Here is a 25,265-nt window from a genome sequence, read left to right on the forward strand (position 1 = left end):
GCGGTTCAGATCGCCATACTGTCGACTACACCGCCATCCACGCGCAAGGCCGCGCCAGTGGTGGCGGAGGAAAACGGCGAAGCGATGTACGTGACCAGATGCGCCACCTCGGCAACATCGGCCACCCGCTGGATGATCGACGTCGGCCGCGCTCTGCGCACAAACGCATCAGCCTCTTCACGCAGATTACGGCCGGACTCGGCCGCAGCATCCTTGAGCATGTGTTCCACGCCACCGGTAAAGGTCGGCCCCGGAAGGATCGCATTGACCGTCACACCGGTGCCCGCCAGACGCTTGGCCAAGCCATGGGACACTGCAAGGTTGGCGCTTTTGGTCACGCCGTAATTAAGCATGTCGGCCGGGGTCGCCACACCGGATTCCGAAGACAGGAAAATCACCCGCCCCCAGCCCTGCTCGACCATCGCCGGCACGTAATGCCGCGACAGGCGCACGCCGGAGATCACGTTGACCTCGTAGAAGCGCGTCCACTCGCTGTCCGGGGTGTCGAAGAAATCCACGGCATCGAAAATGCCGAGGTTGTTCACCAGAATGTCCGCGCGCGGTTCGGCGGCGAACAGTTTTTCCGCACCTTCAGCGGTGCCCAGATCGGCCGTCAGACCGCGCAGTTGCGCACCCGGCACGTGCTGACGAATGCTCGCCAGCGCTTGCTCGACCTTGGCCGTTTCACGCCCGATCACCACCACCGTGGCTCCGGCTTCGGCCAGTGACTGACTGATGCCCAGACCAATGCCACCCGTGCTGCCGCTGACGATGGCCAGTTTTCCACTCAAGTCGATTTTCATGGGTTCACCTCTTCGATGGGCAATACACGGACAATTTGAAGGAATCAATCAGCGTAGACGTGATATTGGCCGAGTGAAGGCGTTGCCGACCAAAGACCGGCATTGCCGAAGGCGCTTGGCAACATCATGGCCGGTGGTGACGTCCTACACTGAAAGGGTCAGCCCTCAGTCAAGAGATAACCATGAAAATGTCTGCGCAAATGACCGTGGTCGCAGTGCTTGCCACCCTTGCCTATCTGGGGCTGGCGGTGTGGGGCATTGGTGGGCCGGCGGTGTTCTTTTCGCATGGGGCGCTGGTGCTGGTGGCGCTGGCCACGGTGCTGATGGTGGTGGCGTCGCTGTTCACCGACGTGAACATGAGTTCGGGCGAGCGCGAGGACCGGGCCAATCGCTGGGTGCTTCCGGCGTTCGGCGTAATCGGTCTGGTCAGCGGTTTTCTTCCGGCGTACTGCGATCGCATCGACTTCTGGACCTTCGGCGCGGGAGGCGTGCGCTGGCTCGGCGCCTTGCTGTTTATTGTCGGTGGCACGCTGCGGCTGTGGCCGGTGTTTGTGCTGGGCAAGCGGTTCAGCGGCCTGGTGGCGATTCAGCCGGGACATCGGTTGGTCACCGACGGTATCTACACACGACTGCGCAATCCGAGCTATCTGGGGTTGGTGGTCAACGCGGTGGGCTGGGCGCTGGCGTTTCGATCCAGCGTCGGGTTGATTCTCGCGGCGCTGACGCTGATTCCACTGATCGCACGCATTCACTCGGAAGAGGCGCTGCTGCGCGGGCAGTTTGGTGCTGAGTACGAGGCTTATTGCGCGCGCAGCTGGCGGTTGTTGCCGGGAATCTACTGACCCCTGTAGGAGCTGCCGAAGGCTGCGATCTTTTGTCTTTGATTTTCAAAAGCAAGGTCAAAAGATCGCAGCCTTCGGCAGCTCCTACAGGGAATGGGTGATATCAGGTTTTTTGCAGGTGCAGTTGGCCTTGGCTGTCGACAACGACGCTCAACGACTCATAACTGTCGATAGTCGCGTGGCGGGTTTCGAGCGGATGCTGGTGGGTTGTGGTGATGATCATCAGCGCCGCTCCGGCCGCTTCAGCGGCCTGGATACCGACGGTGGCGTCTTCGAAAATCAGGCAGTCGCCAGCCTCAAGCCCCAGGCGCTTCGCCGCCAGACGATAACCCGCCGGATCAGGCTTGCCAGCGGTCACATCCTCCGCCGTGATCATCACTGCAGGCTCGCCAATCCCCGCCGCCGCCATTCGCCGCAACGCCAGATCCCGTGGCGCCGACGTCACCATCGCCCAGCGCTCACTCGGCAAGGCTTCGAGAAACGCCGCGGCCCCGGGAATCTGCACGATCCCTTCGACATCATCGATTTCCGCCTGCGCGATAAACGCCGCCTGCGCCTCGGCGTCCACCCCCGGCAGGTTCAGCCGGCGGATGGTGTCGATGGCGCGGGCGCCATGGATGGTCGGCAGGAAGCGCTCGACATCAACCCCGTGGCGCTCGGCCCACGCGGCCCAGACACGCTCGGCAGCGGCAATGGAATTGAGGACGGTGCCGTCCATGTCGAACAGGAACGCGCCGAACGCGCGGTCGAAGACGTTATCGTGAGCAGACAAAAGGTCGCATCCTTTGACAGAACTGGGCGGATTGGCCGGGCAATGTAGCATTTTTGCCCGGCGATTCGACCCGGCGCTTCAATGCAGACGTGGCGCCTTGGACTTGAACGCGCTGTCGACACAATCGAGCAACTGGCCGATGGCCCATGGCTTTTTGATAAACGCGACCGGATGCTTGACCCCGGAAGTCTCCGGGGTTTCATAACCGGACATAACCATCACTGGCTTGTCCGGCCAGCGCTCGCCGACCAGATTGGCCAGCCCCGCCCCGTTGATTTCACCGGGCATGGTGATATCGGTGAGCAGCAGCGCGACTTCCGGCGCGTGCTCTTCCAGATACAGCTTGGCGGCATCCGCACTGGTTTGCGGCTCGACCTTGAAACCTTCCTCCTGAAGAATTTCGCAGAGAAACTCCAGAATCAACGGATCATCCTCAACCACCAGAATCAATCCGTCAGGAAGGTGCGCATCCGCCGTCGGTGTTGGGCACATGGAACTGCACTCCCTGAATTGCATTAACGATTTAGCGGCTTGAATCCGCTGCTTATCTGGTATGAGCAGCGCGCCCTGCATAAATTCATTTTTGATACAGGTCTTTTCTTAACAGTCCTGATCAGCGTTCGGCGACGGGCGTTCGCCAAGCGGTTTTTGTGGTTAAAATGCCGGCCCTTTTGCTTGCCGACCGTGACTGATGAACCCTGAAGCCCTCGCCACCCTCCGCGCCCATCTGCTGCCAGCGCTCGCCGCGGCACCGAGCGAAACCCGTCGCCTGTTCCATGGCCGCGGACGTTGCTGGCCGGGGCTGGAACAACTGACGGTGGACTGGCTGCAAGGCGTGGTGCTGGTGTCGCTGTTCAAGGAGCCGCTGCCGGAGCAACTCGACGCGCTCAAGCAATTGCTGCTCGACCTCAGCACTTCAGCCGAATGGCAACAGTGCGGCGCGCACACCTTGCTGCTGCAACATCGGTATTTGCCACAAAGCACCGCCGAATGGCTGCTGGGCAACGAAATCGACGAAATGAGCATCGTCGAGGGCGGCCTGCACTACCGCGTCGACCTGGGCCGCAAGCAAAACGCGGGGCTGTTTCTCGACATGCGCTATGGGCGCAACTGGGTGCGTGAGCAGGCTGCGGGCAAACGCGTACTGAACTTGTTCGCCTACACCTGCGGGTTTTCCGTGGCGGCCATCGAAGGCGGCGCCAGCCATGTGGTCAATCTCGACATGTCCCGCGCCGCACTGAGCCGTGGTCGTGACAATCACCGGCTGAACGGGCATGACCTGAGCAAGGTGAGTTTCCTCGGCCACGACCTGTTCAAATCCTGGGGCAAAGTGATCAACAACGGCCCGTACGATCTGGTGATCATCGACCCGCCGTCGTTCCAGAAAGGCAGTTTTCTGCTGACCAAGGATTACCAGCGCGTATTGCGTCGTTTACCGGAATTGCTCACGGCTGACGGCACGGTGCTGGCGTGCATGAATGATCCGTCGTTCGGTTCGGACTTTCTGATCGATGGCGTGACGCAAGAGGCGCCGAGTCTGCGCTTCGAGCAGCGGCTGGAGAACCCGCCGGAGTTTCCGGATATTGATCCTGAGAGCGGCCTGAAGGCGCTCGTCTTCAAACGCACAGATTGACCTGGCACCCCGATACCCATGTGGGAGCGAGCCTGCTCGCGAATGAGGTGTGTCAGCCAGGATTTCATCAACTGACAGAATGCTTTCGCGAGCAGGCTCGCTCCCACAGGGGGACGGGTGTGGATCAGGAAGTGGATGGGCGCAACACCAGCGCAAACAGCTCGCCATGCCCGGTCACATTGAGCTTGTGATACAGATTGCGCCGATGCACCTTCACCGTTTCCGGCGAGATGCCCATCTGCTGGGCGATGGCCTTGCTGGAAAAGCCCTGCAGAATCAGCCGCGCGGTGTCGACTTCACGGGTGGTCAGGCGCGCATCGAAGCGATCAAGCAGCGTCGCCAGATCCCCCGCCACCGGCTCGGTGCCAGCGCCTTGCGGCGGTAACAGCTGCACATGGCGGCGCATCGCCACCAGCACCCAGTCGCGCACACACAGCAGACGGCCCTGCTCGGCCAGATCGAAAGTCGTCGAACGCCCGAGTGACAGGCCAAGCACCCCGCTCTCGAGGTTGATCATGAACTGCAACTCGTCCTCACCGACCACCGAGCGAAAGTAGCTCTGGTAATACTCGCTGTGCAGAAACTGGTCCGGCGCCACCGAGGCCAGGCTGTGCAGGCCATCGGCAATCCCGGTCGAGGCGGTTTGGTAGAACGGATCGAGCAGGTACATCCCGGCGCTGTAGCTGGCCAGTTCTTCCTGCTCGTCGGCGCGGCCCTTGCTGTCGAAGTCGATCAGCAATTGCGGCGCCTGCCCCGCCTTCATCAGCGCCACCAAAGCGTTGTCCAGCGGTACCAACAGCCGCAGCGTGTCGACCAGCGCCCGCCAGAAACCGTCCTGGCCGACTGTGGCGAACACCCGCGCCAGACTTTGATGCACCGGCAACTCCTGCAACAACGCGTCCACGCTCTACCCCTTTTGAGTAACCCATGATGGGAATGGGTCAGGCGTACCCGCCCCGATAGGCTGAGCACTCCTGTCAATCACCGGCCTGCCGCAGGCCAGGAGTGCCGCATCATGCGTTGTCGTCGTGGCTATATCAACCGGGGCATCAACCTTGGCCTGCTCGCCTGTTTTGGCGTCGCTTCCGCCGCCAGTGCCGCCGACGCACCGAGCGTGCACGTCTACAACTGGTACGACTACATCGGCCCCACGACCCTGGCTGACTTCAAGCGCGACAGCGGCATTCAGCCGGTTTACGACACCTTCGACAGCGCCGAAGTGCTCGAAGGCAAATTGCTGACCAGCCGCAGCGGTTACGACGTGGTGGTGGCGAGCAACTTCAGCCTGCCGACGCTGATCAAGGCCGGCGCCCTCGCCCCGCTACCCCGCGATCAACTGCCGGGCTGGAACAATCTGGACAGCGATCTGCTGAGCAAACTGGCCAACAACGACCCCGGCAATCAATACGCCGTGCCGTATCTGTGGGGCACCAACGGCATTGGCTACAACGTCGACAAGGTGCGCGCCGCGCTCGGCGACAAGGCGCCGCTGGATTCGTGGGATCTGGTGTTCAAGGAAGAGAACCTCGCCAAGCTCGGCCAGTGCGGGGTGGCGATGCTCGACTCGCCGTCGGAAATGCTCCCGGTGGCCCTGCACTACCTGGGATTGCCGCCCAACAGCACCAACCCCGAGGACTATCAGAAAGCCGAAGCGCTGCTGCTCAAATTGCGCCCGCACATTGCCTACTTCAATTCCTCGAAATTCATCAGCGACCTGTCCAACGGCAACATCTGCGTAGCGGTCGGCTGGTCCGGCGCAATGCTCGAAGCCAAAACCAACGCCGAGCAGGCGAAAAACGGCGTGAAGATTGCCTACAGCCTGCCCAAGGAGGGCGCGCCAGTGTGGTTCGACACGCTGGTGCTGCTCAAGGATGCGCCGAACCGCGCTCAGGGTCTGGCGTTTATCGACTACCTGCTGCGCCCGGAAGTGATCGCGCCGGTCAGTGATCACCTGTCGTACCCCAACGGCAACCGCGCCGCGACGCCACTGGTGGCCGCGGCCACGCGGGATAACCCGGCGGTGTATCCGTCCGCGGCGGCGATGGCCACCCTGTACACCCTGGAACCGCTGCCCAAAGCCACCGAACGCGTGCGCACGCGGGTGTGGAGCAAGGTCAAAAACGGCCAGTAACCCCACCTGAAAGACGCCACAAAACCTGTGGGAGCGTGGCTTGCCCGCGATGACGGTGTGTCAGGCGACACATGCATTGGCTGGACGGACGCCTTCGCGGGCAAGCCACGCTCCCACAGGGTTTTGTGTTCAGCCCCGCTCATTCATTTCTGCCTTGTTATAGAGAGACAAACCATGAAACCCCGTGCCCGTGACCTCAACATCCGCATCGGCCAACTGCAACCCGGCCCGCTCAATGCCATCACCGACGTCCCCGGCGTGCGCGTCGGCCACAGTAACGTGCGTGGCCGCAGCGACAGCGGACGTGACATCTGCACCGGCGTCACAGTGATCGAACCGCGCCGCGGCTCGACCAACCAGCAACCGTGTTTCGCCGGGGTGCATGTGCTCAACGGCAATGGCGATGCCACCGGCCTTGAGTGGATTCGCGAGGCCGGGCTGCTGACCAGTCCCATCGCCTTCACCAACACCCACAGCCTCGGCGTCGTGCGCGATGCGTTGATTGCGCTGGATCGCCAACAGCAACCGGACGACGGGCGCCTCTACTGGAACATGCCGGTGGTGCTGGAAACGTTCGATGGCTTGCTCAACGACATCAATGGTTTTCACGTCAAACCCGAGCATGTCGCCGAGGCACTGAATTCTGCGCATGACGGTGCCGTTGAAGAAGGCGCCGTCGGCGGCGGCAGCGGCATGATCTGCCACGAATTCAAGGGCGGCATCGGCAGCGCGTCACGCCGTTTGAGCAGCGCTCAGGGTGGCTGGACGGTGGGCGCGATCGTCCAGGCCAATCACGGCATTCGCAGCGAGTTGCGGGTCGACGGTTATCCGGTGGGGCGCTACATGGAGCAGGTCGATTCGCCGTTCCTGCGGGCTTCGCTGCCGCATCCGGGCATGGGTTCGATCGTGGTCTGCCTGGCCACCGACGCGCCACTGCTGCCGCATCAATGCACGCGCCTGGCACAGCGCGCCAGCCTCGGTCTGGCGCGCAGCGGCGGTGGTAACGAAGATCACAGCGGCGACATCTTCATCGCCTTCGCCACCGGCAACGAACAGGTGCCGCCCGCCGCCTACGAGGGCAAAGGCGCGCCGACCTGCGACGGCTTGCGCATGGTCAACAACGACCACATCAGCGAGCTGTTCCTTGCCGCCACCGAAGCGGTCGAAGAAGCGATCATCAACGCCCTGCTCGCCAGCAACAGCACCGAGGGCAACGGGCATGCGGTGCAAGGGCTGGATTCAGAAACGCTGCTCGCCGCCCTCGCCAAGGCTGGCTGGCCCGGCGCCCGCTGACCTGTAGGAGCTGCGGCACGCTGCGATCTTTTGATCTTGCTTTAAAAAAATCAAAAGATCGCAGCCTTCGGTAGCTCTTACAGGAGGTGCGACTCAGGTGAACATCTGGGCACCGATGTGCCGTGCCGTCTGCAGATGTTCCTGTGGATCACGCACTTCCGATTCCACCATCAGAGTCGAGCTGACCACCGTTGCCCCGCTGTAATCGAAAATCCCGTGCTCGATCTGCGCCTTCATCGCCGGCCCGTAACCGTGGCGCTCGTAGGCGCGCTCATCCGCGCCGGCGAGGCCGACCAGATGCACGCGCAGGCGCTGCAGCTTTTTCACATGCTTGAGGTCGCCAGCGAAATCAAACGCCCAGCCATTGCTGAACACCCGGTCAATCCAGCCCTTGAGCAGTGCCGGCATCGACCACCAGTACACTGGGAATACCAGCACCAGCGCGTCGGCTCGATCAATCCGTGCCTGCTGCGCCAGCACGTCGGCGGGTGGTTGCGCTTCACGGTGATGCACGGCGAAATCCGCCGCGCCGAACACCGGCTGAAACCCCTCGGCGTACAGATCGGCGATCTCATAGGTATTGGCCGAATCGGCCCGGGTCAAGCCTTGGGCAATCTGCGTCGCCACGCTGTGGGTCAACGAACGCGGCTCGTGATGCGCCACAACAATCAATGCACGCATGGGAATTCTCCTGTAAGTTTGCGCTGACCAAGGGCTATGTACTCTTGGTAAGTTACGAACAGTAAGTTACGTTTGGTATATTAGCGATGTCAACCACTGAAATGATCGAAGCCGATTCCCCTGCCCAACCGCGCCGTCGCCTGTCGCGCGATGATCGCAATCGCCAGTTGCTCGATGTCGCCTGGCAGGTCATTCGCGCCGAGGGCACCGAGGCGCTGACTCTGGGTTATCTGGCGGAGAAGGCCGGGGTGACCAAACCGGTGGTCTACGACCATTTCACCACGCGCTCGGGTCTGCTCGTGGCGCTGTACCGGGATTTCGATACGCGCCAGACCGCAGTGATGGACGCCGCCATCGATAATTGCCCGCCGACGCTGATTGATACCGCCACGGTAATCGCCACGGCGTACGTCGATTGCGTGCTGTTGCAGGGCAACGAGATTCCGGGGGTGATTGCAGCGTTGGGCAGCACGCCGGAGCTGGAGAAGATAAAACGCGATTACGAGGTGATCTTCCTCGAAAAGTGCCGCAGCGTGTTGCAACCGCTGGCGGCTGGCGGTGAAATCACCCAGGCAGCGCTGCGCGCCATGCTTGGCGCCGCGGAAGCATTATCCAATGCCGCTGCCAGCACTGAAATCAGCGCCGGGCAAGCGAAGGACGAATTGTTCGCGACCATCATCGCGATGGTGGAACGGGCCGCCGCCCGTGCGACTAGCGGTACTTGAGTCGGCACCTGCGCGTTCCCATGATGAAGGTACGCAGGCGCTTCACTCCTGAGCGACTGCGTAGGGAACGGGTGTTCTGAACCCCAAATCAAGCCTGTTCCCTGTTTCATGCGCAGCTTGAGCCTCATGGGCTCTACTTCTCCCCATCAAAGAGCCTTGAGGCTCTTTTTTTGTCCGTTTTTTGTCGCTGACTCAGTGCAACGTCAGCCGCTGACGCACGAATTCTTCAGTGTGTCGGGTGACCTGATCCAGATGCCGGTCCCGCTGTTTCTCGGCATCAAGCATCGCGCGCTTGCCGTTTTTCTGCAGCAGGTAGGTGTGAATCTGCTGCACTTCCAGCGAGCGATAGATCGGCGTGGTGTCGATAAAACCGCGCAGACCGTTGCTGCGGTAATGGCGGGTGCTCATCAGCACCTGGGTTTCGCGTGCGCCAATCACCTCGAAGCCCAGCGCCTCGAAGTACGGCACCTTGCCAACGCTGCAGGCCAGCTCGGCATGCGGATAACGGCTGACCATCTCGCCAATCATCGCCCGCGCCAACCCTTGGCGCCGATAGCCTTCGCGCACCGCCATATAGGCGACGCTGCACGCTTCCCAATCGCCCTGCACCGGCAGATACAGGAGGAAACCGGTGATCTTTTCCGGATCATCCTCGGCGGTCGCCACCAGCAATTCCACCTCGGTGCCCTTCTCGCCGTTCAGCGCTTCCAGATACAGATGCACCTCATAGCCGACCGCGTATTGATAGACGTTGTACAGCAGATTGCTCGGGCCAAGACCGACCGCGCTGATGTCGGTGAGGTAATCGACTACCAGTTGCAGAATCTGGCTGTTGACGCTTTCGGGGCATGGGGATTTGTAGTGGGTGATGCGTGACATGACAGCTGAACTCCGGCGGAAAACCGCGACATCATACCCCGCCCCGACGCCCGCTTTATGTAGGAGCTGCCGCAGGCTGCGATCTTTTGATTTTTTAAAAGCAAGATCAAAAGATCGCAGCCTTCGGCAGCTCCTACAGGGAAGCTCGCGGTTGAGCTGAAGAAAATTTCATCTGCTGCAGAGCGGATCTTTCACCGATTTGGCGTCCAACTCTTCAACTGCGTTCACTTTTTCACGCAGGCCTTGAGGGTTTGTCATGAGCGTTTTGCGTTCACTGTTCAAATGGCGAAAGACCCTGCTGCTGGTGCCGATGACGCTGGCGGCGCTGGCCAGCGCGCCAGTGTTTGCCCAGCAGGTGGTGATTGTTCAGCAAGCCCCACCGCCAATGCGCATGGAAGTGATGCCCGGCGCGCGTCCCGGCTATGTCTGGGATCAGGGCCACTGGCGCTGGGAAGGCCGCGGTTATGTGTGGATGCCCGGCCACTGGCAACCGGTGCGCCATGGTGCGCACTGGCGGCCGGGGCACTGGCAGGCACGCGGGCCGAACTGGTTCTGGGTTGAAGGGCGCTGGGTGCGCTGATTGGCCGTCGACCTGCACACTTCTTCTATAAGGAACAACCCATGTCCAGAAGCGCTAAAGCCTTGCTCGTCGCCGCACTGGCGGCGATTACCCTGTCCGGCTGCATCGTCGAACCGGTCCGTCCGCATCGACCGCCGCCACCGGTTGAAGTCGTGCCGGTCATGCCAGCACCCGGTTACCACTGGGTCGCCGGCCACTACCGCTGGGATGGCCGTGAGTGGCGCTGGGCACCGGGGCACTGGCGCGCGTATTGATTGCCAGCGGTGGCGTCACTGTTGTGGCGCCACCACCTTGAAGGTGATGGCAATATCGTTGGATACCACGGTGTCCGCCCACTCCCCCGCACCGAGCCCGAATTCACTGCGCTTGAGCACCAGTTCGCCGTCGAAAATGCCGATCACGCTGTCCGGTTTCAGCTCGACCGGCACCTGCACCTCGCGGGTGATGCCTTTGACGGTGAGCTGGCCGGCGACCAGATAGTGATTGTCTGCCACGCGGGTAAAACGGCTGGATACGAACACCGCTTCGGGAAAGCGCTGGGTATCGAACCACGCCGGTTTCACCAGTTCGGTGTTGGCGTCGTCGCTGCCGGCATTGATGCTGGCCAGGTCGATGTGCAGCGTGGTGTGGGCGTTGGCGAGGTTGTCACTGTCGAACTGCAGCGTCGCGTCGAACTTGCCGAAGGTGCCATAAACCTGATTGCCGAATTGCTTGTAAATGAAGCTGATCTTGCTGGCGGTAGTGTTGACGCGATTGTATTCAGTGGCCTGCGCGCAGGTCATGACGCACAGGCCGGTGAACAGTGCCACAGCGGTGAATCGAGCACGCATTGGATTCTCCGGACAGGGCAAACCTTCGAGGCCTCGATTGACTTAAGCAAACAACCGGCGGTTGCGCCATGTCATCTGTCCGCCGAATTGGCTCAGGCAGTCGTCTCGGCGCGCTGCGTTTGAACGTTCTGCCGCTGCCCGCGACGCAGGCGATGGCGCAGCTTCAGTGCCGGGCGTTCGACGCAGTAGTAGGAAACCCCGCTCAGCGCAAAGGCCAGCACCAGCACCGCCACCACGATCTCGGCGTCGTAGGCAACCGGCCAGAAACCGCGCAAGAAGTACATCACCACAAAGTGATTGAGGAACACCCCGTAACTGATGTTGCCGAGGAACTCGTCAACCCGGTGATATTTGAATCGAGTCAGCAGATACACCGCAGGGATGCCCAACGCGATACCCAGGCTCACCTCCGCGTTGAACGGGCGACGTTCGATCAGCCCTGCCATGATCGCGACGAAGAGCAACCCTGCCAGCACCGCCGTACCAGCGGCGATCGCCAGGCCTTTGGCCTGAGGCCGGTACAGGTAACTGCCGCACAGGAAGATAAAAAGTACACCGGGCAGCAACCGGTAACCGTAGATATCGGTGTTGAGGTAACCCAGACACGCCAGCATGAAAATGCCGACCGAGAGCACAAATGCAGCGCCCCGCAGCTTGAAAATCAGCAGGAACGGGATCACCAGGTAGAAACACATCTCCAGGCCGAGCGACCAGGCCGGGGGGACGATTTCGGTTCCCGCCACTCCGAACATGTAGAAGCCGAGCGGCAGCATGAGCACGCTGCTGGCGATTGTTTTAAGCGTCAGTTCCGCCGCCTGAAGGGTACCGGGCAGAAGGAAATGGATCACCGTACAAGAGAGGACGAAGTAGAACAGGAACTGCGGGTACAACCGCAAGGCCCTGTCCATGTAGAACAGGCCGATTTTCCCGGGGGCACTGTAGTTGCGCTCGATCAGCGAGGTCATGACAAAACCGCTGATGATCAGAAAGGAGATGACCGCGACCACTCCCGGGTTGAACCCTGCAACTGTTTTGCCCATATGAGAAACGGCGACCAGAACGGCCAGCAACAGACGAAAAGCTCCCATCGATACCCTCAAGCGTCCTTATCGTTATGGCGGGTAAGCTACGACGCTTTGGTCGACAATGCCAGCGAGACAAAAAGGGCCGCCCCAAAGGATGGCCCTGTCTTAATCCCGTCAGACCAGCCGCTCGATCTTCTGATGCTGCCAGACCAGTTTGTAATACAGCGTCTGCAACACCAGCATGCCCAGATATGCCACCGGAAACGCCATCCACACACCCTGCAAACCGTACTGACCGTCCAGCCAGTAAGCCGCCGGCAACTGCACGCCGACCACGCAGACAATCGCGATAACGACTGGCACCAGCACCGTGCCGCTGGCGCGCATGATGCCGCCGATGATCGCCTGGAAGCCAAACACCAGCAGGCTCCATAACATGATGTGCAGCAAGTGTTCAGCCATCGCCCGGGTCGAATCTTCGGTCAGGAACAATCCCAGCAACCAGTGCGACAACAGGTAACCGAGCACGATCAAACCGCCGGTCAGGCACACATTGATCAACAGCCCGGTGCGCAGGATCGCTCCCAGACGCTGCAGTTGCCCGGCACCAATGGCCTGGGCGCCGAGGATCGAGGCGGTGATGGCAATCGACAGCGCCGGAAACTGCACGTAGTTGACGATCTGCGTCACCGCGCCATAGGCCGCCGTCGCTTGGGAGCCGTGCTGGTTGACCAGCGCCAGGATCACCAGCTCCGACAGCGACAACACGATCATCTGCACCCCGGTCGGCAGGCCGATGCGCAGCACCTTGCCGAGGATCGCCGCATCCAGCCGCAGTGCCGCGAAGAACTCGCGGTCCGGCGCCAGCGGATGCTGCTTGCGAATCAGCCGCCAGGCCAGCCACGCCATCGCCGACAGGTTACCGGCAAGCCCGGCGAAGGCGGCGCTCTGGATTCCCAACTGGGGCAAACCGAACCAGCCACGGATCAACGCCGGGGTCAGCGCCAGCCCGACCGAGGTCGACACGATCAGCGCCAACAGAGGCGACACGGTGTCGCTGACTCCGCGCAGCAATTGCGTGAACAGCACAAACACCAGCATCGACGGCAGAATCCACATCATCACGTGCGCATACGCCACTGCGTCGTCCAGTACATCCGCCGGCGTTCCTAACCCTTGCAATGCCTGACGCGCAAACACGCTGCCGAGTACCGCCGCCAGCAAGCCGATCAACACCCCCAGCAACAGCGTGGCCCCGGCGATCGCCTTGACCATGTGTGCCTCGCGCGCGCCCCACGCCTGGCCGATCAACACCCCGGCGCCCGCGCCCAGGCCGATCACCAGTGCGATGAAGAAAAAGATGATCGGAAACATCCCCGACACCGCCGCCAGCGCCTGCGTACCGAGCATCTGCCCAATGTAAATGCTGTTGACCGTGCCCGACATCGATTGCAGGAAGTTGGACAGCACCATCGGCGCGAGGAACAGCAGGTAGGTTTGCCAGAGGGGTTTGGTGGTGGCGGGGCTTTGCATTGAAGATCCGTCTCGGGGTGGGAGATGCGTTGGATATTACGCTAGATGGACGGATTAAAGTCGGTCGACATCGCCTCTGCTCAAGGCTTAAATGTCGGCACTATTTTCCGTGGAACGCGCCTGCCCATGACCCCGTTGCGAAATGCCCTGACCTGTTCCCTGCTGGTGGTTTTCAGCCACCTTGCTGGCGCCGCCGAAGCCCCTGCTCCCGCCGAATCATTGCGTCCCTTGCTGGCAACCTTGAATGAGCGCCTGAACATCGGCGACCTGGTGGCGCTGACCAAATGGGACAGCGGCAAGCCGATTCAGGACAGCCCGCGCGAAGCCCAGGTCATCGCCAATGCCCGCACCCTGGCGACCGAACACCAGCTCAACCCCGAAGACGTCGCCCAGTTGATCGCCGCGCAAATGGAGGCAAACAAACTGGTGCAGTACGGATTGCTCGCGCAATGGCAAACGACCGGTGCGGCGCCGGACACCCCGCGACCGGATCTGGCGAAGCAGATTCGCCCACGCCTGGACGAGTTGCAAACCCGCCTGCTGCAACAGTACGCCGACTTCGCGCCGCATCGCCGCGACCCGAATTGCCCGGTCTGGCTGGCCAAGGCCCGGCAGGGTCTGACCCACGATGCACTGCATGATCTGGCCCTGATCCGCGCCACCGGAGAGCTGTGCATTCGGGCACAGCAGCTCTAGATCAGCAGTTGCTGCACACATCGCTGGCGTCGATAGTCACCATCACGTCAATGAAGTTCTCATAAAAAATCCGCGGCGTAACATCGGCTCCATACCAACCCAATACACCCCGGAGCACACGATCATGAAACGCCAAACCATCCTCGGCATCGCTTTCTCGGTTCTTGCAGTCAACGCTTTTGCAGCAACACCCGCTCACACCCTGGTCGCTGAAGGCGGCTCGGACAAGTTGATTGAAAGCCGTTTGGCGGAAGGTGGTTCTGATCGTTTGCTGGAACGCCGTGTGGCTGAAGGTGGCTCGGATCGTCTGCTGGAACGCCGCGTGGCTGAAGGTGGCTCGGATCGTTTGCTGGAGCGCCGTGTGGCTGAAGGTGGCTCGGATCGTCTGCTGGAACGTCGCGTTGCTGAAGGTGGCTCGGATCGTTTGCTGGAACGTCGCGTTGCCGAAGGTGGCTCGGATCGTTTGCAAGAGCGCCGCGTGGCTGAAGGTGGCTCGGATCGTCTGATCGAAAGCCGCAACGCATAAAACAATGGTTCTGAAGCAGTCAAAGCAAGCCCGGCCTGATCAGCCGGGCTTTTTCATTCCGTCGTTTGCAGGCGTGGTTCTTTTCAACGATCAGCGTCAGAAAAGATCTTGCCCTGTAGAGCACTGGCGAAACTTCCGACGGTGCTTATCCGAAGCGACCGACTGGCAGCCCGACGCTTAATGCGCATACCATGCGGCCACAACTTCCAAACAGAATTTGCCTGCCCATGCTCAAAGCCAGTCTGCGAAGCCACCTGACCCTCTGGTTCGCCGGTTTGTCCCTGCTGACCCTGGTGAGCGTCGGCTTCTATGTCGGTCATATCGCCACCGAACAGATGAAACAGGCCAGCGGCAATGCACTGCTCAATACCGCGCGCTCGGCGGCGACATTGCTCGGTGACCAGTTGCGCGAGCGCCAGTTGGAGGTTTATCTGCTCAGCCGTGCGCCGCATCTGGAACGCGGCGACCTCGACAACCCGGCGATTCTCAAATCGATGCAACTGCGCACCCAGGCCCGTGCCGAGTATGCGTGGATGGGCGTGACCGATGCTGAAGGCAATGTGCATCAAGCGGTCAATAACTTGCTGGTCGGGCAATCGGTACAGCAGCGGCCATGGTTCCAGGCTGGCCTGCGCGGTGAGTACACCGGTGATCCGCACGAAGCGGTGTTGCTGGCCAAACTGCTACCGGGAACGCCCAACGGCGAACCACTGCGTTTCATCGACTTCGCCGCCCCGATCCGCAACGCCGACGGTCAGGTGATTGGCGTGCTGGGCGCGCACGCGCACTGGAGCTGGGTCACGCGCATCGTCGAGTCGGCAGCGTTCTCGCATAAAAATGCGTCACCGGATATCGAAGCGCTGATCATCGATCACGACGGCAAGGTGCTGTATCCGGAAGCCTTGATGGGCCAACAACTGGCGGTGAATGATTCGAAGTTTCCGGGCTGGTCGGTCGGCAACGGTTACCTGACCAGCATGGTCACCGTACCGACGCCTTCGAGTACCGCGCTGTCCTGGTCGATTGCCGTGCGCCAGCCTCTGGACACTGCTTTGGAGCCGGCACACCTGCTGCTCTATAAATTGTTAATGCTGGGTGTAGCCGCCGCAGTGGCGTTCGGCCTGGTGGCGTATTACCTCGCGCAATACCTGAGCCGGCCAATCGAACAACTCGCGCACTCGGCCAAACAGGTGCAGAACCAGCAGCCCGGTGCACACTTCCCGCTGCAACATCCGGTGCGGGAAATTGCCCAGCTCGGGCAGTCGCTCGACGCCATGACCCGGTCGCTGCTGGCCAAGGAACGCGAACTGCAGGAAGCCAACGCCTCGCTGGAAGCCACAGTCACCCAGCGCACCGCCGCATTGATGCAAGCCAATGCCGAACTGTTGAGTCTGGCGACCCACGATGCCCTGACCGGCGTCTTCAACCGCCGCCGCTTCGATGAAAAACTCAGCGAATACAGCCTGCTGTTCCGCCGTACCGGACGACCGTTTGCCCTGCTGCTGATCGACGCCGATCACTTCAAGCGCGTCAACGACACCTACGGCCACGCGGTGGGTGACGACGTGCTGCTGCAGTTGGCGCAACTCATCCAGGTCAGCGTGCGCGCCACCGACTTCGTCGCCCGTTACGGCGGCGAGGAATTTGCCGTACTGCTGCCGGAAGTCGCCCAGCCTGATACGCCAGAGGTGGTCGCGGAAAAGATCCGTGTCGCCGTGGCCCAGGCGCACTTTCCCAACATCGGACAACTCACCGTGAGCATTGGCGTCGCTCTGGCCGATCCGGCGGACAACAGCCACACGATGCTGATCAAACGTGCCGATCAGCAGCTGTATCAGGCGAAAGCGGCGGGCCGTAATCAAATCGCCTGATCGCCAATTGCTCCCGCGCAGGATCAGGTATTGGTCTTCAACCTGGTCCACAACCGCGTCGACAACCGCGCAATCGCTGCCGGCAGCTCTTCCACGGTGAACAGCCGTTGCATCACGTCCTTGGGCGGGTAGATCGCCGGATCCTGTTTCACATCCGCATTGAGGTACTGATCCGCCGCCGCGTTGGGATTGGCGTAGTGAATGCTGTTGCTGATGTTGGCCACCACTTTGGGGTCGAGCAGGTAATTCATGTAGGCGTAGCCGTTCTTTTCGTGCGGCGCGCTTTTGGGCATGACCACCATGTCGAACCACAGGGTCGTGCCTTCCTTAGGGATCGAATAGGCGATGTTGATGCCGTTCTTCGCTTCCTTGGCGCTGGCGGCGGCCTGAACGATGTCGCCGTTGAAACCGATCACCGCGCAGACGTTGCCGTTAGCAAGGTCGCTGATGTACTTCGAGGCGTGGAAGTACTGAATGTACGGACGAATCTTCAGCAATTGCTGTTCGGCTTGTTTGTAATCCGCCGGTTCGTGACTGTGTGCTGGCAAGTGCAGGTAGTTGAGCGTGATCGGCAGAACTTGCGTCGGGTTGTCGATAAACGCCACGCCGCACTGGCTCAGCTTCTTGATGTTTTCTTCCTTGAAGAAAAAGTCCCATGACTGCGTGACATCGATGTTGCCGAAAATCGCCTTGATCTTCTCGACGTTGTAACCGATGCCGGCGGTGCCCCACATGTAGGGGTAGCCATACTGGTTGCCGGGATCGTTGACTTGAAGTTTTTGCAACAGCACCGGGTCGAGGTTCTTCCAGTTCGGCAGTTGCGACCGGTCGAGTTTCTGAATCGCCCCGGCCTTGATCAGTCGCGACAGAAAGTGGTTCGACGGGCTGACCACGTCATAACCGGTGTTGCCGGTCATCAGCTTCGATTCCAGCACTTCGTTGCTGTCGTGAATGTCGTAGGTGGTCTTGATCCCCGTGGCCTGGGTGAAATTGGCCAGGGTGTCCGGAGCGATGTAGCTGTTCCAGTTGGAGATATTGACGGTTTCGTCGGCACAAGCGGCCGCGCTGGCCGCGAGCAGGACTGCCAGGAAAAGTGGGTGGATGCGTATGGTCTGTCACCTGTGATGAGTGTTTTTTGTTGTTGTGCGGTAAGTGAAACTTCAGATTTCTGTTCTGGCCCGGACTGCCTCCACGCGCATGCGCAGCATGGCACCGATGTCGAAAAAAGGTCGCGGTGGCAGCCAGCCGGGTTCGGCCCGTTGCATCACCGAATGCAGCAACGGTGAATCGACGCCGGACGCCAGTTCCGCCAGCAAGCGTCCCCACAGCGTGCCGCGCGCCACCCCGGAACCGTTGCAACCGGCGACGGCAAACACGCCCTCTTCCACCTTCTGAAAAAACGCCTGACCGCTGCGGGTCGCGCTCAAGTGGCCGGTCCAGGTGTATTGAATGTCTTGCTCGTCGAGGAACGGAAAGCGTCGTTGCAGACCGCGCACATGATGTTCGCGGCGCAGCGCCAGTTCGCTTTCTGACAGATCGCGCGTACGGTACTCGGCGGTGTTGCGGATCATCACTCGCCGGTCCGGGGTCAGCCGCACCGTGGCGCCCAACGGCCGGGTCGAGAGCACGCCCCACGGTTCGACGGCACCGATCGCCTGAAACTCCTGGTCGCTGAGTGGCCGGGTAAGACTGGCGCTGAGTTCCATCGGGAAGGTCGCGCTGTCATGAATGCCGATCCGGGGAATGAATGCGTTCAGGCACACCAGCACGCGCTTGGCCTCAACGCTGCCACCCACCGCATTGGCCCGCAGCCGGCCGTGGCTGATGCGCTCCAGACCACAGATGTCAGCGTGCTCGTAAACGCTGATATTGCCCGGCAGCGCATTGAGCAGGCCCTTCACGTATTTGCCCGGTTGCAACAGCGCATTGCCGTTGCCGCACCAGATCCCCGCCGTGTAGTGCCGGGTGCCGAGTTTCTGCGCCAGCGCATCGCCCTGGAGAAATTCTGCGCGGGCACCGAGGGCGCGCAAGGTCGCCAGTTTGGCGTCGACATGGCTGAGCTTGGCGGCGTCGCTGACCGCGAAGAAATACCCGTTGTCGCGAAAGTCGCAGTCGATGGCATGTTGCGCGATAGTCTGGCGCACGGCGTCGGCGGCAGTACGGGAAATTGCCGTGTCGATTTCAAACCCGGCAAAGCCTGGCGCGCCGAGCAATTCACTGTCGCCCGGATGTTCGTGGGCCACGACAAAACCCGAGTTGCGCGCCGAAGCGCCCTGCGCCGCACGCTGGCGGTCAACCACCACGATGCGCGCCTGCGGGTGCATCTGTGCCAGGTTGTGCGCGGCGCTGAGGCCGGTAATCCCGCCACCGATCACCAGCCAATCGGCTTTCTGCGCACCGCTCAGGCGACCGCGCTGCGGCGAGCTGCCGGCCTGGGCGATCCAGCCACATACGTTTTCCATTGCTGACCTCATTCGACTGTCGTTGCGCGGCTTGCCTTTCACCCTCGCTCATGCGTGAATCGCATGGAGAAAGCATAAGGTTCGCCGCCAGAGCTAAAATCTATAAGGTCTCGGCTGGCCCAACCAACGTTATAAAATCATCGAGCCATTCTGAAAACGCATGGATAAAATCCGCCACGTGCCCTCCCTGCAGGCCATGCAGACGCTGGTAGAAGTCGCCCGTTGCGCCAGCTTCACCCAGGCCGCGCAACAGCTGTGCCTGACCCAAAGCGCGGTGAGCCGGCAGATCCAGCAACTGGAAAGTCACTTCAATGTCGCGCTGTTCATCAGGACCAGCCGCAGCCTGCGCCTGACCCCGGAAGGCGAACAGGTACTGGCCAGCGCCATTAGCATCCTCGGTCAATTGAAAACCCTCGAAGAGCGCCTCGCTCCGCAGCAACGCCCGTTCCGCATTCGCATGCATGTATCACTGGCGGTGCGCTGGCTGCTACCCAAACTCAGCGACTTCTACCTCAGCCACCCCGAGGTCTCACTGGCGATAGAAACCGTTGCCACCGAAGTCGTCGAGCCGGCCAGTGACAGCGATGCCTATATTCTTTATTTGCCGCAGCCAACCAGTGACGCGGATTGCATGACACTGTTTGAGGAAACACTGGTGCCCGTCTGTTCGCCCAGTCTGGCAAACGCGCCGCGCTCGGTCGAAGACTTGCTGGGGTTCGCCTTGCTGCATCGTTCTGCCGATCGGCAAGCGTGGATCGAATGGCTGACGGCCAACGGCGGCGAGCCGCTGGAAAGTTACCGGCATATTCCGTTCAACCTTGATGAGTTGGCACTGGATGCGGCCGCGCGAGGCTTGGGCGTGGCGGTGACCGACATGACGCTCGCGGCAGAGTCCATCGAGCGCGGCGTGTTGGTGGTGCCGTTCGGCCCCCCGCTGAAGACGGGAGGAATTTACGCGTTATGCCTGCAACCGGCGGCGGCTTCGCATGCGGCGTGCGCGGAGGTCATGCAGTGGTTTGCCGCGCAGGCCGAGAAAACTCTTTAGTTGGCGAACTGCTGCAGATACGCCAACAAATTATCGATCTTCTCCTCATCACTCAGCCCCCAGAAAATCATCCGCGTGCCCGGCACCACGCCCTTTGGATCTTTCAGATACGCCGTCAGCGTTTCGCGGTCCCAGGTCTTGCCGGAGTTTTTCATCGCCTCGGAATACACGTAATTGGCCGAGGTCCCGGCTGGTCGGCCGATGATGCCGTTGAGTTGCGGGCCGAACCCGGGACGCGCATCCGGGCCCACCTGGTGGCAGCCGCCGCACAGACGCGGGAAGATCTTTTCGCCGGCGGCTGGATCGCCTGCGGCGTGGGTGGTTGAGCTGAACAGCACGGCGGTTGCGGTCAGGGCAAGAAGCAGTGAAACGGTGTTTTTCATCGGGCGTTCCAAAACGGTGTGATGCAGTTGGGGCAAGGCTAACACTTTGTGGTGAGGGAGCTTGCTCCCGCCGGGTTGCGTAGCGACCCCGGTATGGGCCTGCCATGCAGGCCGGCGGGAGCAAGCTCCCTCGCCACAGGTGTATTTCACAGCAGGTGTTTTACAGATAAGCGCCGATGACCTTTCTGACGGTGATCAATGCCTGGCGCAGCACAGCCATTGGCACCGACCCCAACGCCAGCCGAATCGCATGCGGCACGTGCGCCGACACCGCGAACGGTTCGGCGGTGGTCACCGAAATCTGCTGGTGCATCAACTCCACCACAATCTGATCCGCGCGTACGTCTTCGGGCAGCGGCAGCCAGAGGAAATAGGAGGATGGATGACCGATGCAAGTCAGCCCTTGCAGCAACTCGCAGGCGAGTATCTGCCGGGCCTTGGCGTCGTCGCGTTTTTGTTGTTCCAGCAGGGTGACGGTGCCATCGTCGAGCCAGCCGCAAGCCATCGCGGTCATCACGCCGGGGGTGTTCCAGGTGGTGGCGCGAATGATCCTCTCCAGCGCCGGCACCGTCTGCAGCGGCGCGGCAATGAAACCGACGCGCAGGCCAGTGGCAATGTTCTTCGAAAGTCCCGAGACGTAAACCGTGCGTTCCGGTGCCAGATCGACCAGGGTACGCGGTGGGTTTTCCACCAGAAAGGCGTAGGCCGCGTCTTCGATGATCGTCAGATCATGGCGGCGGGCGAGCGCGACCAATTGCTCGCGCTGTTCGATCGGCGTCACCCAGCCCAATGGATTGTGCAGCGTCGGCATGCTGTAAATCGCACGCACCGAACGGCTGTGGCAAAGTTTCTCCAGCGCCATCAGATCCGGCCCGTGATCACCGGACGGAATCGCCACCACTTCCAGATGCAGCGCTTCGGCCAAGACCTTGAAGCCGGAATAAGTCAGCGCATCCGCTGCAATCACATCACCGGGTTTGAGCAAGGCCATCAGCGTCACCGCCAACCCTTGCTGGGCACCGTTGACGATCAACACCTGCCCGGCATCGACCTGCACCCCGCGAGCCTGCAAATGCTGCGCGATCGAGGCGCGCTCATGCTGGCGCCCGGCGTGGGGTTGATAACGCAGCAAGGCTTCCAGATCACCGGACAGCGCCAACTGGCGTAACGCCGTACGCAACAGGTCGGCCTGACCGGGAAGCGACGGATAGTTGAAATTCAGGTCGATCATGCCGACTGCCACGTCTTTCTGATCGATGCCCTGCCCCGGCGACAACGAGGTTTCGCGCACAAACGTCCCGCGCCCGGTTTCGCCGCTGACCAGCCCCATCGCCTCAAGCTCGGCGTACACCCGCGACGCGGTGACCAGTGCCAGCCCCGCACTGGCCGCCAGTTCCCGGTGGGTCGGCAGTCGGGTTCCGGGCGCCAGACGCCCCGCGCGAATGTCCGCGGCATAGGCGTCAACGAGGGTCTTGTAGCGCGAGCGCGGCATGTCGGATGTATCCATGACAATTATTTGATTGTGCTGATTCTCGGCCCCAGGATGGCTCGAAAGCAACCCACCTTTTTGAGCGTAACCTTGTATGGAACGGACTTCGAACCTGGTTAACCCGGCCCTGGAAAAAACCAGCGGCTGGATCAATGGCTTCATCGGCGTGGTGATCTTCAGCGGATCGTTACCCGCCACGCGCCTGGCGGTGCTGGAATTCGATCCGGTGTTTCTCACCGTGGCGCGCGCGGCCATTGCCGGCGTGTTGGCGGTCATTCTGTTGTGGCTGTTTCGCGAACGGCGTCCGGCACGCGATCAATGGTTGTCGTTATTGATCGTGGCGCTGGGCGTGGTGCTGGGCTTTCCACTGCTGACGGCATTGGCGCTGCAACACGTGACGTCGGCGCATTCGATTGTGTTTGTAGGATTGCTCCCCCTGGCAACGGCGATTTTTGCCGTGCTGCGTGGCGGCGAGCACCCGCGACCGGTGTTCTGGGTGTTCTCGATTCTAGGTAGCGGCTTGGTCGTTGGCTTCGCCCTGTCACAGGGACTGACCGCTTCGCCCACCGGTGATCTGCTGATGCTCGCGGCGATTCTGGCCTGCGGTCTGGGTTATGCCGAAGGCGCGAAACTTTCGCGGGTCCTCGGCGGCTGGCAGGTGATCTGCTGGGCGCTGGTGTTGTCGCTGCCGGTGATGGCCTTGCTCAGCCTGTGGCTGGCGCCCGCTTCGTTCAGCCACGTCAGCCTGTCGGCCTGGATGTGCCTGGCCTACGTGGCGCTGTTCAGCATGCTGATCGGCTTTGTGTTCTGGTATCGCGGCCTGGCCCAGGGCGGGATCGCGGCGGTTGGTCAACTGCAATTGCTGCAGCCGCTTTTCGGCCTGGCGCTGGCGGCGACGTTGCTGCATGAACAGGTCAGTGTCGGCATGCTTGCGGTGACGGCAGGCGTCATTCTCTGCGTAGCCGGGGCAAAAAAATTCGCCAGATAACCACACCGCCTCTGTAGGAGCTGCCGCAGGCTGCGATCTTTTGATCTTGTTTTTTAAAAGATCAACATCAAAAGATCGCAGCCTGCGGCAGCTCCTACAGGGGGATCAGTGGTGTTCGACGCCGGCGCGCTTGAGCAGTTTCTTGCAGCGCTCAGACAGATGAAACACCTGCAACTCTTTCCCGGCCTTGGCGTATCGCTCACGCAAGGTTTTCAACGCGGCAATCGCCGAGTAATCGACAAAGCTCAGATGCCGGCAATCCAGCGTCACCCGGGCCGGGTCATTGGCCGGGTCGAACTGGTTGAGGAACGGCGTGGTCGAGGCAAAGAACAGTGTGCCGTGCAGACGGTAGAGCTTGCTGCCGTCGGCTTCGAGATGCTCATCGGCGTACAACTCGCGGGCCTGCTGCCAGGCGAAATTCAGCGCGGCGATGATGATCCCGCACAGCACGGCGGTGGCCAGATCGGTAAACACGGTGATGCTGGTCACAGCGCTGATCACCAATACATCGTTGAACGGCACTTTGTTCAACACCCGCAACGAGGCCCAGGCGAAGGTCTGCTGCGAGACCACGAACATCACGCCCACCAGCGCCGCCAGCGGAATACGCTCGATCAGTGGCGACAGAAACAGGATGAACAGCAGAATCAACACCCCCGCCACCACCCCGGACAACCGCCCACGGCCGCCGGAGCTGAGGTTGATCACGGTCTGGCCGATCATCGCGCAACCGCCCATGCCACCGAACGCGCCCGAGACCACGTTCGCCGCGCCCAGCGCCACGCATTCGCGATCCGGGTAACCACGGGTTTCGGTGATTTCGTCGGTGAGGTTCAGGGTCAACAGGGTTTCCAGCAGGCCGACCAGTGCCATCAGAATTGCGTACGGGGCAATGATGCGCAGGGTTTCCAGCGTCCACGGGATGTCCGGCAGCGCGAAGCTCGGCAGGCCGCCAGCGATGTGCGCCATATCGCCAAGGGTGCGGGTCGGCAGGCCGAACAGGTAGACCAGCAGGCCCACGCCGAGGATCGCCACCAATGCCGGCGGCACCGCACGGGTCAGGCGCGGCAGGATGTAGACGATGGCCATGGTCAGCAGCACCAGCCCGGTCATCAGGTACAGCGGCGTGCCGCTGAGCCAGTGTTCGCCGCTCTTGAAATGCTCCAGCTGCGCCAGCGCAATAATGATCGCCAGACCGTTGACGAAGCCGAGCATCACCGGATGCGGCACCATGCGCACCAGTTTGCCCAGACGCAGCAGCCCGAACGCCATCATGATCAGCCCGCCGAGCAACACCGTTGCCAGCAGGTATTGCACGCCGTGCTGCACCACCAGCGCGACGATCACTACCGCCATCGAACCCGCCGCCCCGGAGACCATTCCCGGCCGGCCACCGAACAACGCGGTCAGCGTACAAATGATGAAGGCGCCGTACAGGCCCATCAGCGGATTGAGATGCGCCACCAGCGCAAACGCAATGCATTCGGGCAACAGGGCAAACGAGGTGGTGAGTCCGGCCAGGACATCGGCGCGCAGACGTTTCGGTTTCATGGCTTACCTGACTGACGGCCGACGAGTACGGCCGCTGATGTTCGTTAAAAAGTGGGGTGCGGATGTTACGGAATAGTTCGGAATCGGGCCAGTGATCGCTGACACCCTTGGCCGGGCGATTTATCCTGACGCGCTTGTGCCTCCACCGAGTACGACCATGATTGCATTGCTGACCGCCCGCGACGTTTGCCAGCGCTTGCGCGAGGCTGCGCTGGGCGTGCTGATGTTCAACAGATCCGAGACGCCCGCTGATACCGGACTGGTTACGGTCGATATCGAGGGCTGGCGCCTGGTGCTGGATTTTGAGGGTGGGCGCTTGCATCACTGTGAACAGTGCCACTGCCCGGATGGACGCGAATGGCAATTCAACAGTCGTTACGGCACCGACCCGGTGAATCTGCTCAGTACCTGGGAACTGGCGCAGATCGAGAATCTGTTGAAGCTCTGAGCGCTTCACGGTGAAGTCGGTTGCCCAATGATGGCACTCTGCCGATAATTCGCCCCCCCTTATTCCTCACGCAAGGAAA

Annotated in this window: 27 protein-coding genes; 13 read left to right on the forward strand and 14 right to left on the reverse strand. The window is 61.3% G+C overall.

From position 1 onward, the window contains the following. Positions 1–5: 5 nt before the first annotated feature. A complete protein-coding gene (locus LOY52_RS15950) occupies positions 6–803 on the reverse strand; it encodes an SDR family NAD(P)-dependent oxidoreductase (RefSeq protein WP_258674974.1) in 798 nt (265 codons plus the stop codon). Between the two features lie 182 nt (positions 804–985). Between LOY52_RS15950 and LOY52_RS15955 the strand changes: the two genes are divergently transcribed. Next, complete coding sequence (locus tag LOY52_RS15955) at positions 986–1,645, forward strand: isoprenylcysteine carboxylmethyltransferase family protein (protein WP_258674976.1); 660 nt, start codon at positions 986–988, stop codon at positions 1,643–1,645. 103 nt (positions 1,646–1,748) lie between these two features. Here the strand turns inward: LOY52_RS15955 and LOY52_RS15960 are convergent, their stop codons facing one another. After that, a complete protein-coding gene (locus tag LOY52_RS15960; protein WP_258674977.1) occupies positions 1,749–2,417 on the reverse strand; it encodes an HAD-IA family hydrolase in 669 nt (222 codons plus the stop codon). 78 nt (positions 2,418–2,495) lie between these two features. Beyond that, positions 2,496–2,909: a response regulator gene (locus LOY52_RS15965; RefSeq protein WP_258674978.1), complete on the reverse strand. Its 414-nt coding sequence runs from the start codon at positions 2,907–2,909 to the stop codon at positions 2,496–2,498. A gap of 199 nt (positions 2,910–3,108) precedes the next feature. Here LOY52_RS15965 and LOY52_RS15970 point away from each other — a divergent pair, with 199 nt between their 5' ends. After that, a complete protein-coding gene (locus LOY52_RS15970; RefSeq protein WP_258674979.1) occupies positions 3,109–4,050 on the forward strand; it encodes a class I SAM-dependent methyltransferase in 942 nt (313 codons plus the stop codon). A gap of 124 nt (positions 4,051–4,174) precedes the next feature. Here the strand turns inward: LOY52_RS15970 and LOY52_RS15975 are convergent, their stop codons facing one another. Then, on the reverse strand, positions 4,175–4,954 hold the full coding sequence (locus LOY52_RS15975; RefSeq protein ID WP_258674980.1) for a helix-turn-helix transcriptional regulator: 780 nt from the start codon (positions 4,952–4,954) through the stop codon (positions 4,175–4,177). A 111-nt stretch (positions 4,955–5,065) separates the two neighbouring features. Here LOY52_RS15975 and LOY52_RS15980 point away from each other — a divergent pair, with 111 nt between their 5' ends. Together LOY52_RS15980 and LOY52_RS15985 are read left to right on the forward strand one after the other, a co-directional pair. Beyond that, complete coding sequence (locus LOY52_RS15980) at positions 5,066–6,181, forward strand: polyamine ABC transporter substrate-binding protein (protein ID WP_258674981.1); 1,116 nt, start codon at positions 5,066–5,068, stop codon at positions 6,179–6,181. A 174-nt stretch (positions 6,182–6,355) separates the two neighbouring features. After that, positions 6,356–7,474 (forward strand): P1 family peptidase, encoded by a 1,119-nt coding sequence (locus tag LOY52_RS15985; protein WP_258674982.1) that lies wholly within the window; start codon positions 6,356–6,358, stop codon positions 7,472–7,474. Positions 7,475–7,567: 93 nt separating this feature from the next. On the opposite strand, the gene LOY52_RS15990 is transcribed toward LOY52_RS15985, so the two are convergent. Continuing rightward, on the reverse strand, positions 7,568–8,155 hold the full coding sequence (locus tag LOY52_RS15990) for an NAD(P)H-dependent oxidoreductase (RefSeq protein ID WP_258674984.1): 588 nt from the start codon (positions 8,153–8,155) through the stop codon (positions 7,568–7,570). Between the two features lie 86 nt (positions 8,156–8,241). Between LOY52_RS15990 and LOY52_RS15995 the strand changes: the two genes are divergently transcribed. Further along, positions 8,242–8,880 carry a TetR/AcrR family transcriptional regulator gene (locus LOY52_RS15995; protein ID WP_258674986.1) on the forward strand — a complete coding sequence of 213 codons (639 nt, stop codon included), beginning with the start codon at positions 8,242–8,244 and terminating at the stop codon, positions 8,878–8,880. Between the two features lie 192 nt (positions 8,881–9,072). Here LOY52_RS15995 and LOY52_RS16000 read toward each other — a convergent pair whose 3' ends face one another. Beyond that, positions 9,073–9,759 carry a GNAT family N-acetyltransferase gene (locus tag LOY52_RS16000; protein WP_258674987.1) on the reverse strand — a complete coding sequence of 229 codons (687 nt, stop codon included), beginning with the start codon at positions 9,757–9,759 and terminating at the stop codon, positions 9,073–9,075. A gap of 256 nt (positions 9,760–10,015) precedes the next feature. On the opposite strand from LOY52_RS16000, the gene LOY52_RS16005 reads away from it, so the two are divergent. Together LOY52_RS16005 and LOY52_RS16010 are read left to right on the forward strand one after the other, a co-directional pair. Beyond that, positions 10,016–10,339, forward strand: a complete 324-nt coding sequence (locus LOY52_RS16005; protein ID WP_047295047.1) for a YXWGXW repeat-containing protein — start codon at positions 10,016–10,018, stop codon at positions 10,337–10,339. A gap of 41 nt (positions 10,340–10,380) precedes the next feature. Further along, a complete protein-coding gene (locus LOY52_RS16010) occupies positions 10,381–10,593 on the forward strand; it encodes a YXWGXW repeat-containing protein (protein ID WP_123588252.1) in 213 nt (70 codons plus the stop codon). Positions 10,594–10,608: 15 nt separating this feature from the next. Here the strand turns inward: LOY52_RS16010 and LOY52_RS16015 are convergent, their stop codons facing one another. The 3 genes from LOY52_RS16015 to LOY52_RS16025 form a co-directional block, all read right to left on the reverse strand. After that, positions 10,609–11,169 carry a YceI family protein gene (locus tag LOY52_RS16015; protein WP_258674988.1) on the reverse strand — a complete coding sequence of 187 codons (561 nt, stop codon included), beginning with the start codon at positions 11,167–11,169 and terminating at the stop codon, positions 10,609–10,611. A gap of 92 nt (positions 11,170–11,261) precedes the next feature. Then, positions 11,262–12,257, reverse strand: a complete 996-nt coding sequence (locus LOY52_RS16020) for an acyltransferase (protein WP_258674989.1) — start codon at positions 12,255–12,257, stop codon at positions 11,262–11,264. Positions 12,258–12,368: 111 nt separating this feature from the next. Then, positions 12,369–13,727: an MATE family efflux transporter gene (locus tag LOY52_RS16025; protein WP_258674990.1), complete on the reverse strand. Its 1,359-nt coding sequence runs from the start codon at positions 13,725–13,727 to the stop codon at positions 12,369–12,371. A 126-nt stretch (positions 13,728–13,853) separates the two neighbouring features. On the opposite strand from LOY52_RS16025, the gene LOY52_RS16030 reads away from it, so the two are divergent. The 3 genes from LOY52_RS16030 (at position 13,854) to LOY52_RS16040 (ending at position 16,820) form a co-directional block, all read left to right on the forward strand. Then, complete coding sequence (locus tag LOY52_RS16030) at positions 13,854–14,423, forward strand: chorismate mutase (RefSeq protein ID WP_258674991.1); 570 nt, start codon at positions 13,854–13,856, stop codon at positions 14,421–14,423. A 124-nt stretch (positions 14,424–14,547) separates the two neighbouring features. Further along, on the forward strand, positions 14,548–14,949 hold the full coding sequence (locus LOY52_RS16035) for a hypothetical protein (RefSeq protein ID WP_258674992.1): 402 nt from the start codon (positions 14,548–14,550) through the stop codon (positions 14,947–14,949). 227 nt (positions 14,950–15,176) lie between these two features. Beyond that, positions 15,177–16,820, forward strand: a complete 1,644-nt coding sequence (locus tag LOY52_RS16040; protein WP_258674994.1) for a diguanylate cyclase — start codon at positions 15,177–15,179, stop codon at positions 16,818–16,820. Between the two features lie 23 nt (positions 16,821–16,843). Here the strand turns inward: LOY52_RS16040 and LOY52_RS16045 are convergent, their stop codons facing one another. Together LOY52_RS16045 and LOY52_RS16050 are read right to left on the reverse strand one after the other, a co-directional pair. Then, positions 16,844–17,929, reverse strand: a complete 1,086-nt coding sequence (locus LOY52_RS16045) for a polyamine ABC transporter substrate-binding protein (protein WP_258679883.1) — start codon at positions 17,927–17,929, stop codon at positions 16,844–16,846. 51 nt (positions 17,930–17,980) lie between these two features. Beyond that, positions 17,981–19,282, reverse strand: a complete 1,302-nt coding sequence (locus tag LOY52_RS16050) for an FAD-binding oxidoreductase (RefSeq protein ID WP_258674995.1) — start codon at positions 19,280–19,282, stop codon at positions 17,981–17,983. A 160-nt stretch (positions 19,283–19,442) separates the two neighbouring features. Here LOY52_RS16050 and LOY52_RS16055 point away from each other — a divergent pair, with 160 nt between their 5' ends. After that, positions 19,443–20,327 carry a LysR substrate-binding domain-containing protein gene (locus LOY52_RS16055; RefSeq protein WP_258674996.1) on the forward strand — a complete coding sequence of 295 codons (885 nt, stop codon included), beginning with the start codon at positions 19,443–19,445 and terminating at the stop codon, positions 20,325–20,327. Here LOY52_RS16055 and LOY52_RS16060 read toward each other — a convergent pair. Beyond that, positions 20,324–20,710, reverse strand: a complete 387-nt coding sequence (locus tag LOY52_RS16060) for a cytochrome c family protein (protein ID WP_258674998.1) — start codon at positions 20,708–20,710, stop codon at positions 20,324–20,326. The genes LOY52_RS16055 and LOY52_RS16060 overlap by 4 nt on opposite strands. Positions 20,711–20,870: 160 nt before the next feature. After that, positions 20,871–22,202: a PLP-dependent aminotransferase family protein gene (locus tag LOY52_RS16065; RefSeq protein ID WP_258674999.1), complete on the reverse strand. Its 1,332-nt coding sequence runs from the start codon at positions 22,200–22,202 to the stop codon at positions 20,871–20,873. Between the two features lie 91 nt (positions 22,203–22,293). On the opposite strand from LOY52_RS16065, the gene LOY52_RS16070 reads away from it, so the two are divergent. Beyond that, entirely contained in the window at positions 22,294–23,187 is an 894-nt protein-coding gene (locus LOY52_RS16070) for a DMT family transporter (RefSeq protein WP_258675000.1), read from the forward strand. Between the two features lie 105 nt (positions 23,188–23,292). On the opposite strand, the gene LOY52_RS16075 is transcribed toward LOY52_RS16070, so the two are convergent. Next, positions 23,293–24,738 carry a SulP family inorganic anion transporter gene (locus tag LOY52_RS16075; RefSeq protein ID WP_258675002.1) on the reverse strand — a complete coding sequence of 482 codons (1,446 nt, stop codon included), beginning with the start codon at positions 24,736–24,738 and terminating at the stop codon, positions 23,293–23,295. 157 nt (positions 24,739–24,895) lie between these two features. Here LOY52_RS16075 and LOY52_RS16080 point away from each other — a divergent pair, with 157 nt between their 5' ends. Further along, a complete protein-coding gene (locus tag LOY52_RS16080) occupies positions 24,896–25,186 on the forward strand; it encodes a hypothetical protein (RefSeq protein WP_258675003.1) in 291 nt (96 codons plus the stop codon). Positions 25,187–25,265: the final 79 nt, after the last annotated feature.

This window comes from Pseudomonas sp. B21-051 (genome assembly GCF_024748795.1).
Taxonomy (GTDB): domain Bacteria; phylum Pseudomonadota; class Gammaproteobacteria; order Pseudomonadales; family Pseudomonadaceae; genus Aquipseudomonas; species Aquipseudomonas putida_A.

What these genes read in the sequence shown, in the direction of transcription:
- LOY52_RS16005 (WP_047295047.1), top strand. Translation starts at nt 10,016, where the DNA reads ATGAGCGTTTTGCGTTCACTGTTCAAATGGCGAAAGACCCTGCTGCTG.
- LOY52_RS15985 (WP_258674982.1), top strand. Translation starts at nt 6,356, where the DNA reads ATGAAACCCCGTGCCCGTGACCTCAACATCCGCATCGGCCAACTGCAA.
- LOY52_RS16070 (WP_258675000.1), top strand. Translation starts at nt 22,294, where the DNA reads ATGGAACGGACTTCGAACCTGGTTAACCCGGCCCTGGAAAAAACCAGC.
- LOY52_RS15955 (WP_258674976.1), top strand. Translation starts at nt 986, where the DNA reads ATGAAAATGTCTGCGCAAATGACCGTGGTCGCAGTGCTTGCCACCCTT.
- LOY52_RS15995 (WP_258674986.1), top strand. Translation starts at nt 8,242, where the DNA reads ATGTCAACCACTGAAATGATCGAAGCCGATTCCCCTGCCCAACCGCGC.
- LOY52_RS15970 (WP_258674979.1), top strand. Translation starts at nt 3,109, where the DNA reads ATGAACCCTGAAGCCCTCGCCACCCTCCGCGCCCATCTGCTGCCAGCG.
- LOY52_RS16050 (WP_258674995.1), bottom strand. Translation starts at nt 19,282, where the DNA reads ATGGAAAACGTATGTGGCTGGATCGCCCAGGCCGGCAGCTCGCCGCAG.
- LOY52_RS16030 (WP_258674991.1), top strand. Translation starts at nt 13,854, where the DNA reads ATGACCCCGTTGCGAAATGCCCTGACCTGTTCCCTGCTGGTGGTTTTC.
- LOY52_RS16020 (WP_258674989.1), bottom strand. Translation starts at nt 12,257, where the DNA reads ATGGGAGCTTTTCGTCTGTTGCTGGCCGTTCTGGTCGCCGTTTCTCAT.
- LOY52_RS15990 (WP_258674984.1), bottom strand. Translation starts at nt 8,155, where the DNA reads ATGCGTGCATTGATTGTTGTGGCGCATCACGAGCCGCGTTCGTTGACC.
- LOY52_RS16040 (WP_258674994.1), top strand. Translation starts at nt 15,177, where the DNA reads ATGCTCAAAGCCAGTCTGCGAAGCCACCTGACCCTCTGGTTCGCCGGT.
- LOY52_RS16080 (WP_258675003.1), top strand. Translation starts at nt 24,896, where the DNA reads ATGATTGCATTGCTGACCGCCCGCGACGTTTGCCAGCGCTTGCGCGAG.
- LOY52_RS16065 (WP_258674999.1), bottom strand. Translation starts at nt 22,202, where the DNA reads ATGCCGCGCTCGCGCTACAAGACCCTCGTTGACGCCTATGCCGCGGAC.
- LOY52_RS16015 (WP_258674988.1), bottom strand. Translation starts at nt 11,169, where the DNA reads ATGCGTGCTCGATTCACCGCTGTGGCACTGTTCACCGGCCTGTGCGTC.
- LOY52_RS16010 (WP_123588252.1), top strand. Translation starts at nt 10,381, where the DNA reads ATGTCCAGAAGCGCTAAAGCCTTGCTCGTCGCCGCACTGGCGGCGATT.
- LOY52_RS15965 (WP_258674978.1), bottom strand. Translation starts at nt 2,909, where the DNA reads ATGTGCCCAACACCGACGGCGGATGCGCACCTTCCTGACGGATTGATT.
- LOY52_RS16000 (WP_258674987.1), bottom strand. Translation starts at nt 9,759, where the DNA reads ATGTCACGCATCACCCACTACAAATCCCCATGCCCCGAAAGCGTCAAC.
- LOY52_RS16055 (WP_258674996.1), top strand. Translation starts at nt 19,443, where the DNA reads ATGGATAAAATCCGCCACGTGCCCTCCCTGCAGGCCATGCAGACGCTG.
- LOY52_RS16075 (WP_258675002.1), bottom strand. Translation starts at nt 24,738, where the DNA reads ATGAAACCGAAACGTCTGCGCGCCGATGTCCTGGCCGGACTCACCACC.
- LOY52_RS16060 (WP_258674998.1), bottom strand. Translation starts at nt 20,710, where the DNA reads ATGAAAAACACCGTTTCACTGCTTCTTGCCCTGACCGCAACCGCCGTG.
- LOY52_RS16035 (WP_258674992.1), top strand. Translation starts at nt 14,548, where the DNA reads ATGAAACGCCAAACCATCCTCGGCATCGCTTTCTCGGTTCTTGCAGTC.
- LOY52_RS15980 (WP_258674981.1), top strand. Translation starts at nt 5,066, where the DNA reads ATGCGTTGTCGTCGTGGCTATATCAACCGGGGCATCAACCTTGGCCTG.
- LOY52_RS15950 (WP_258674974.1), bottom strand. Translation starts at nt 803, where the DNA reads ATGAAAATCGACTTGAGTGGAAAACTGGCCATCGTCAGCGGCAGCACG.
- LOY52_RS16025 (WP_258674990.1), bottom strand. Translation starts at nt 13,727, where the DNA reads ATGCAAAGCCCCGCCACCACCAAACCCCTCTGGCAAACCTACCTGCTG.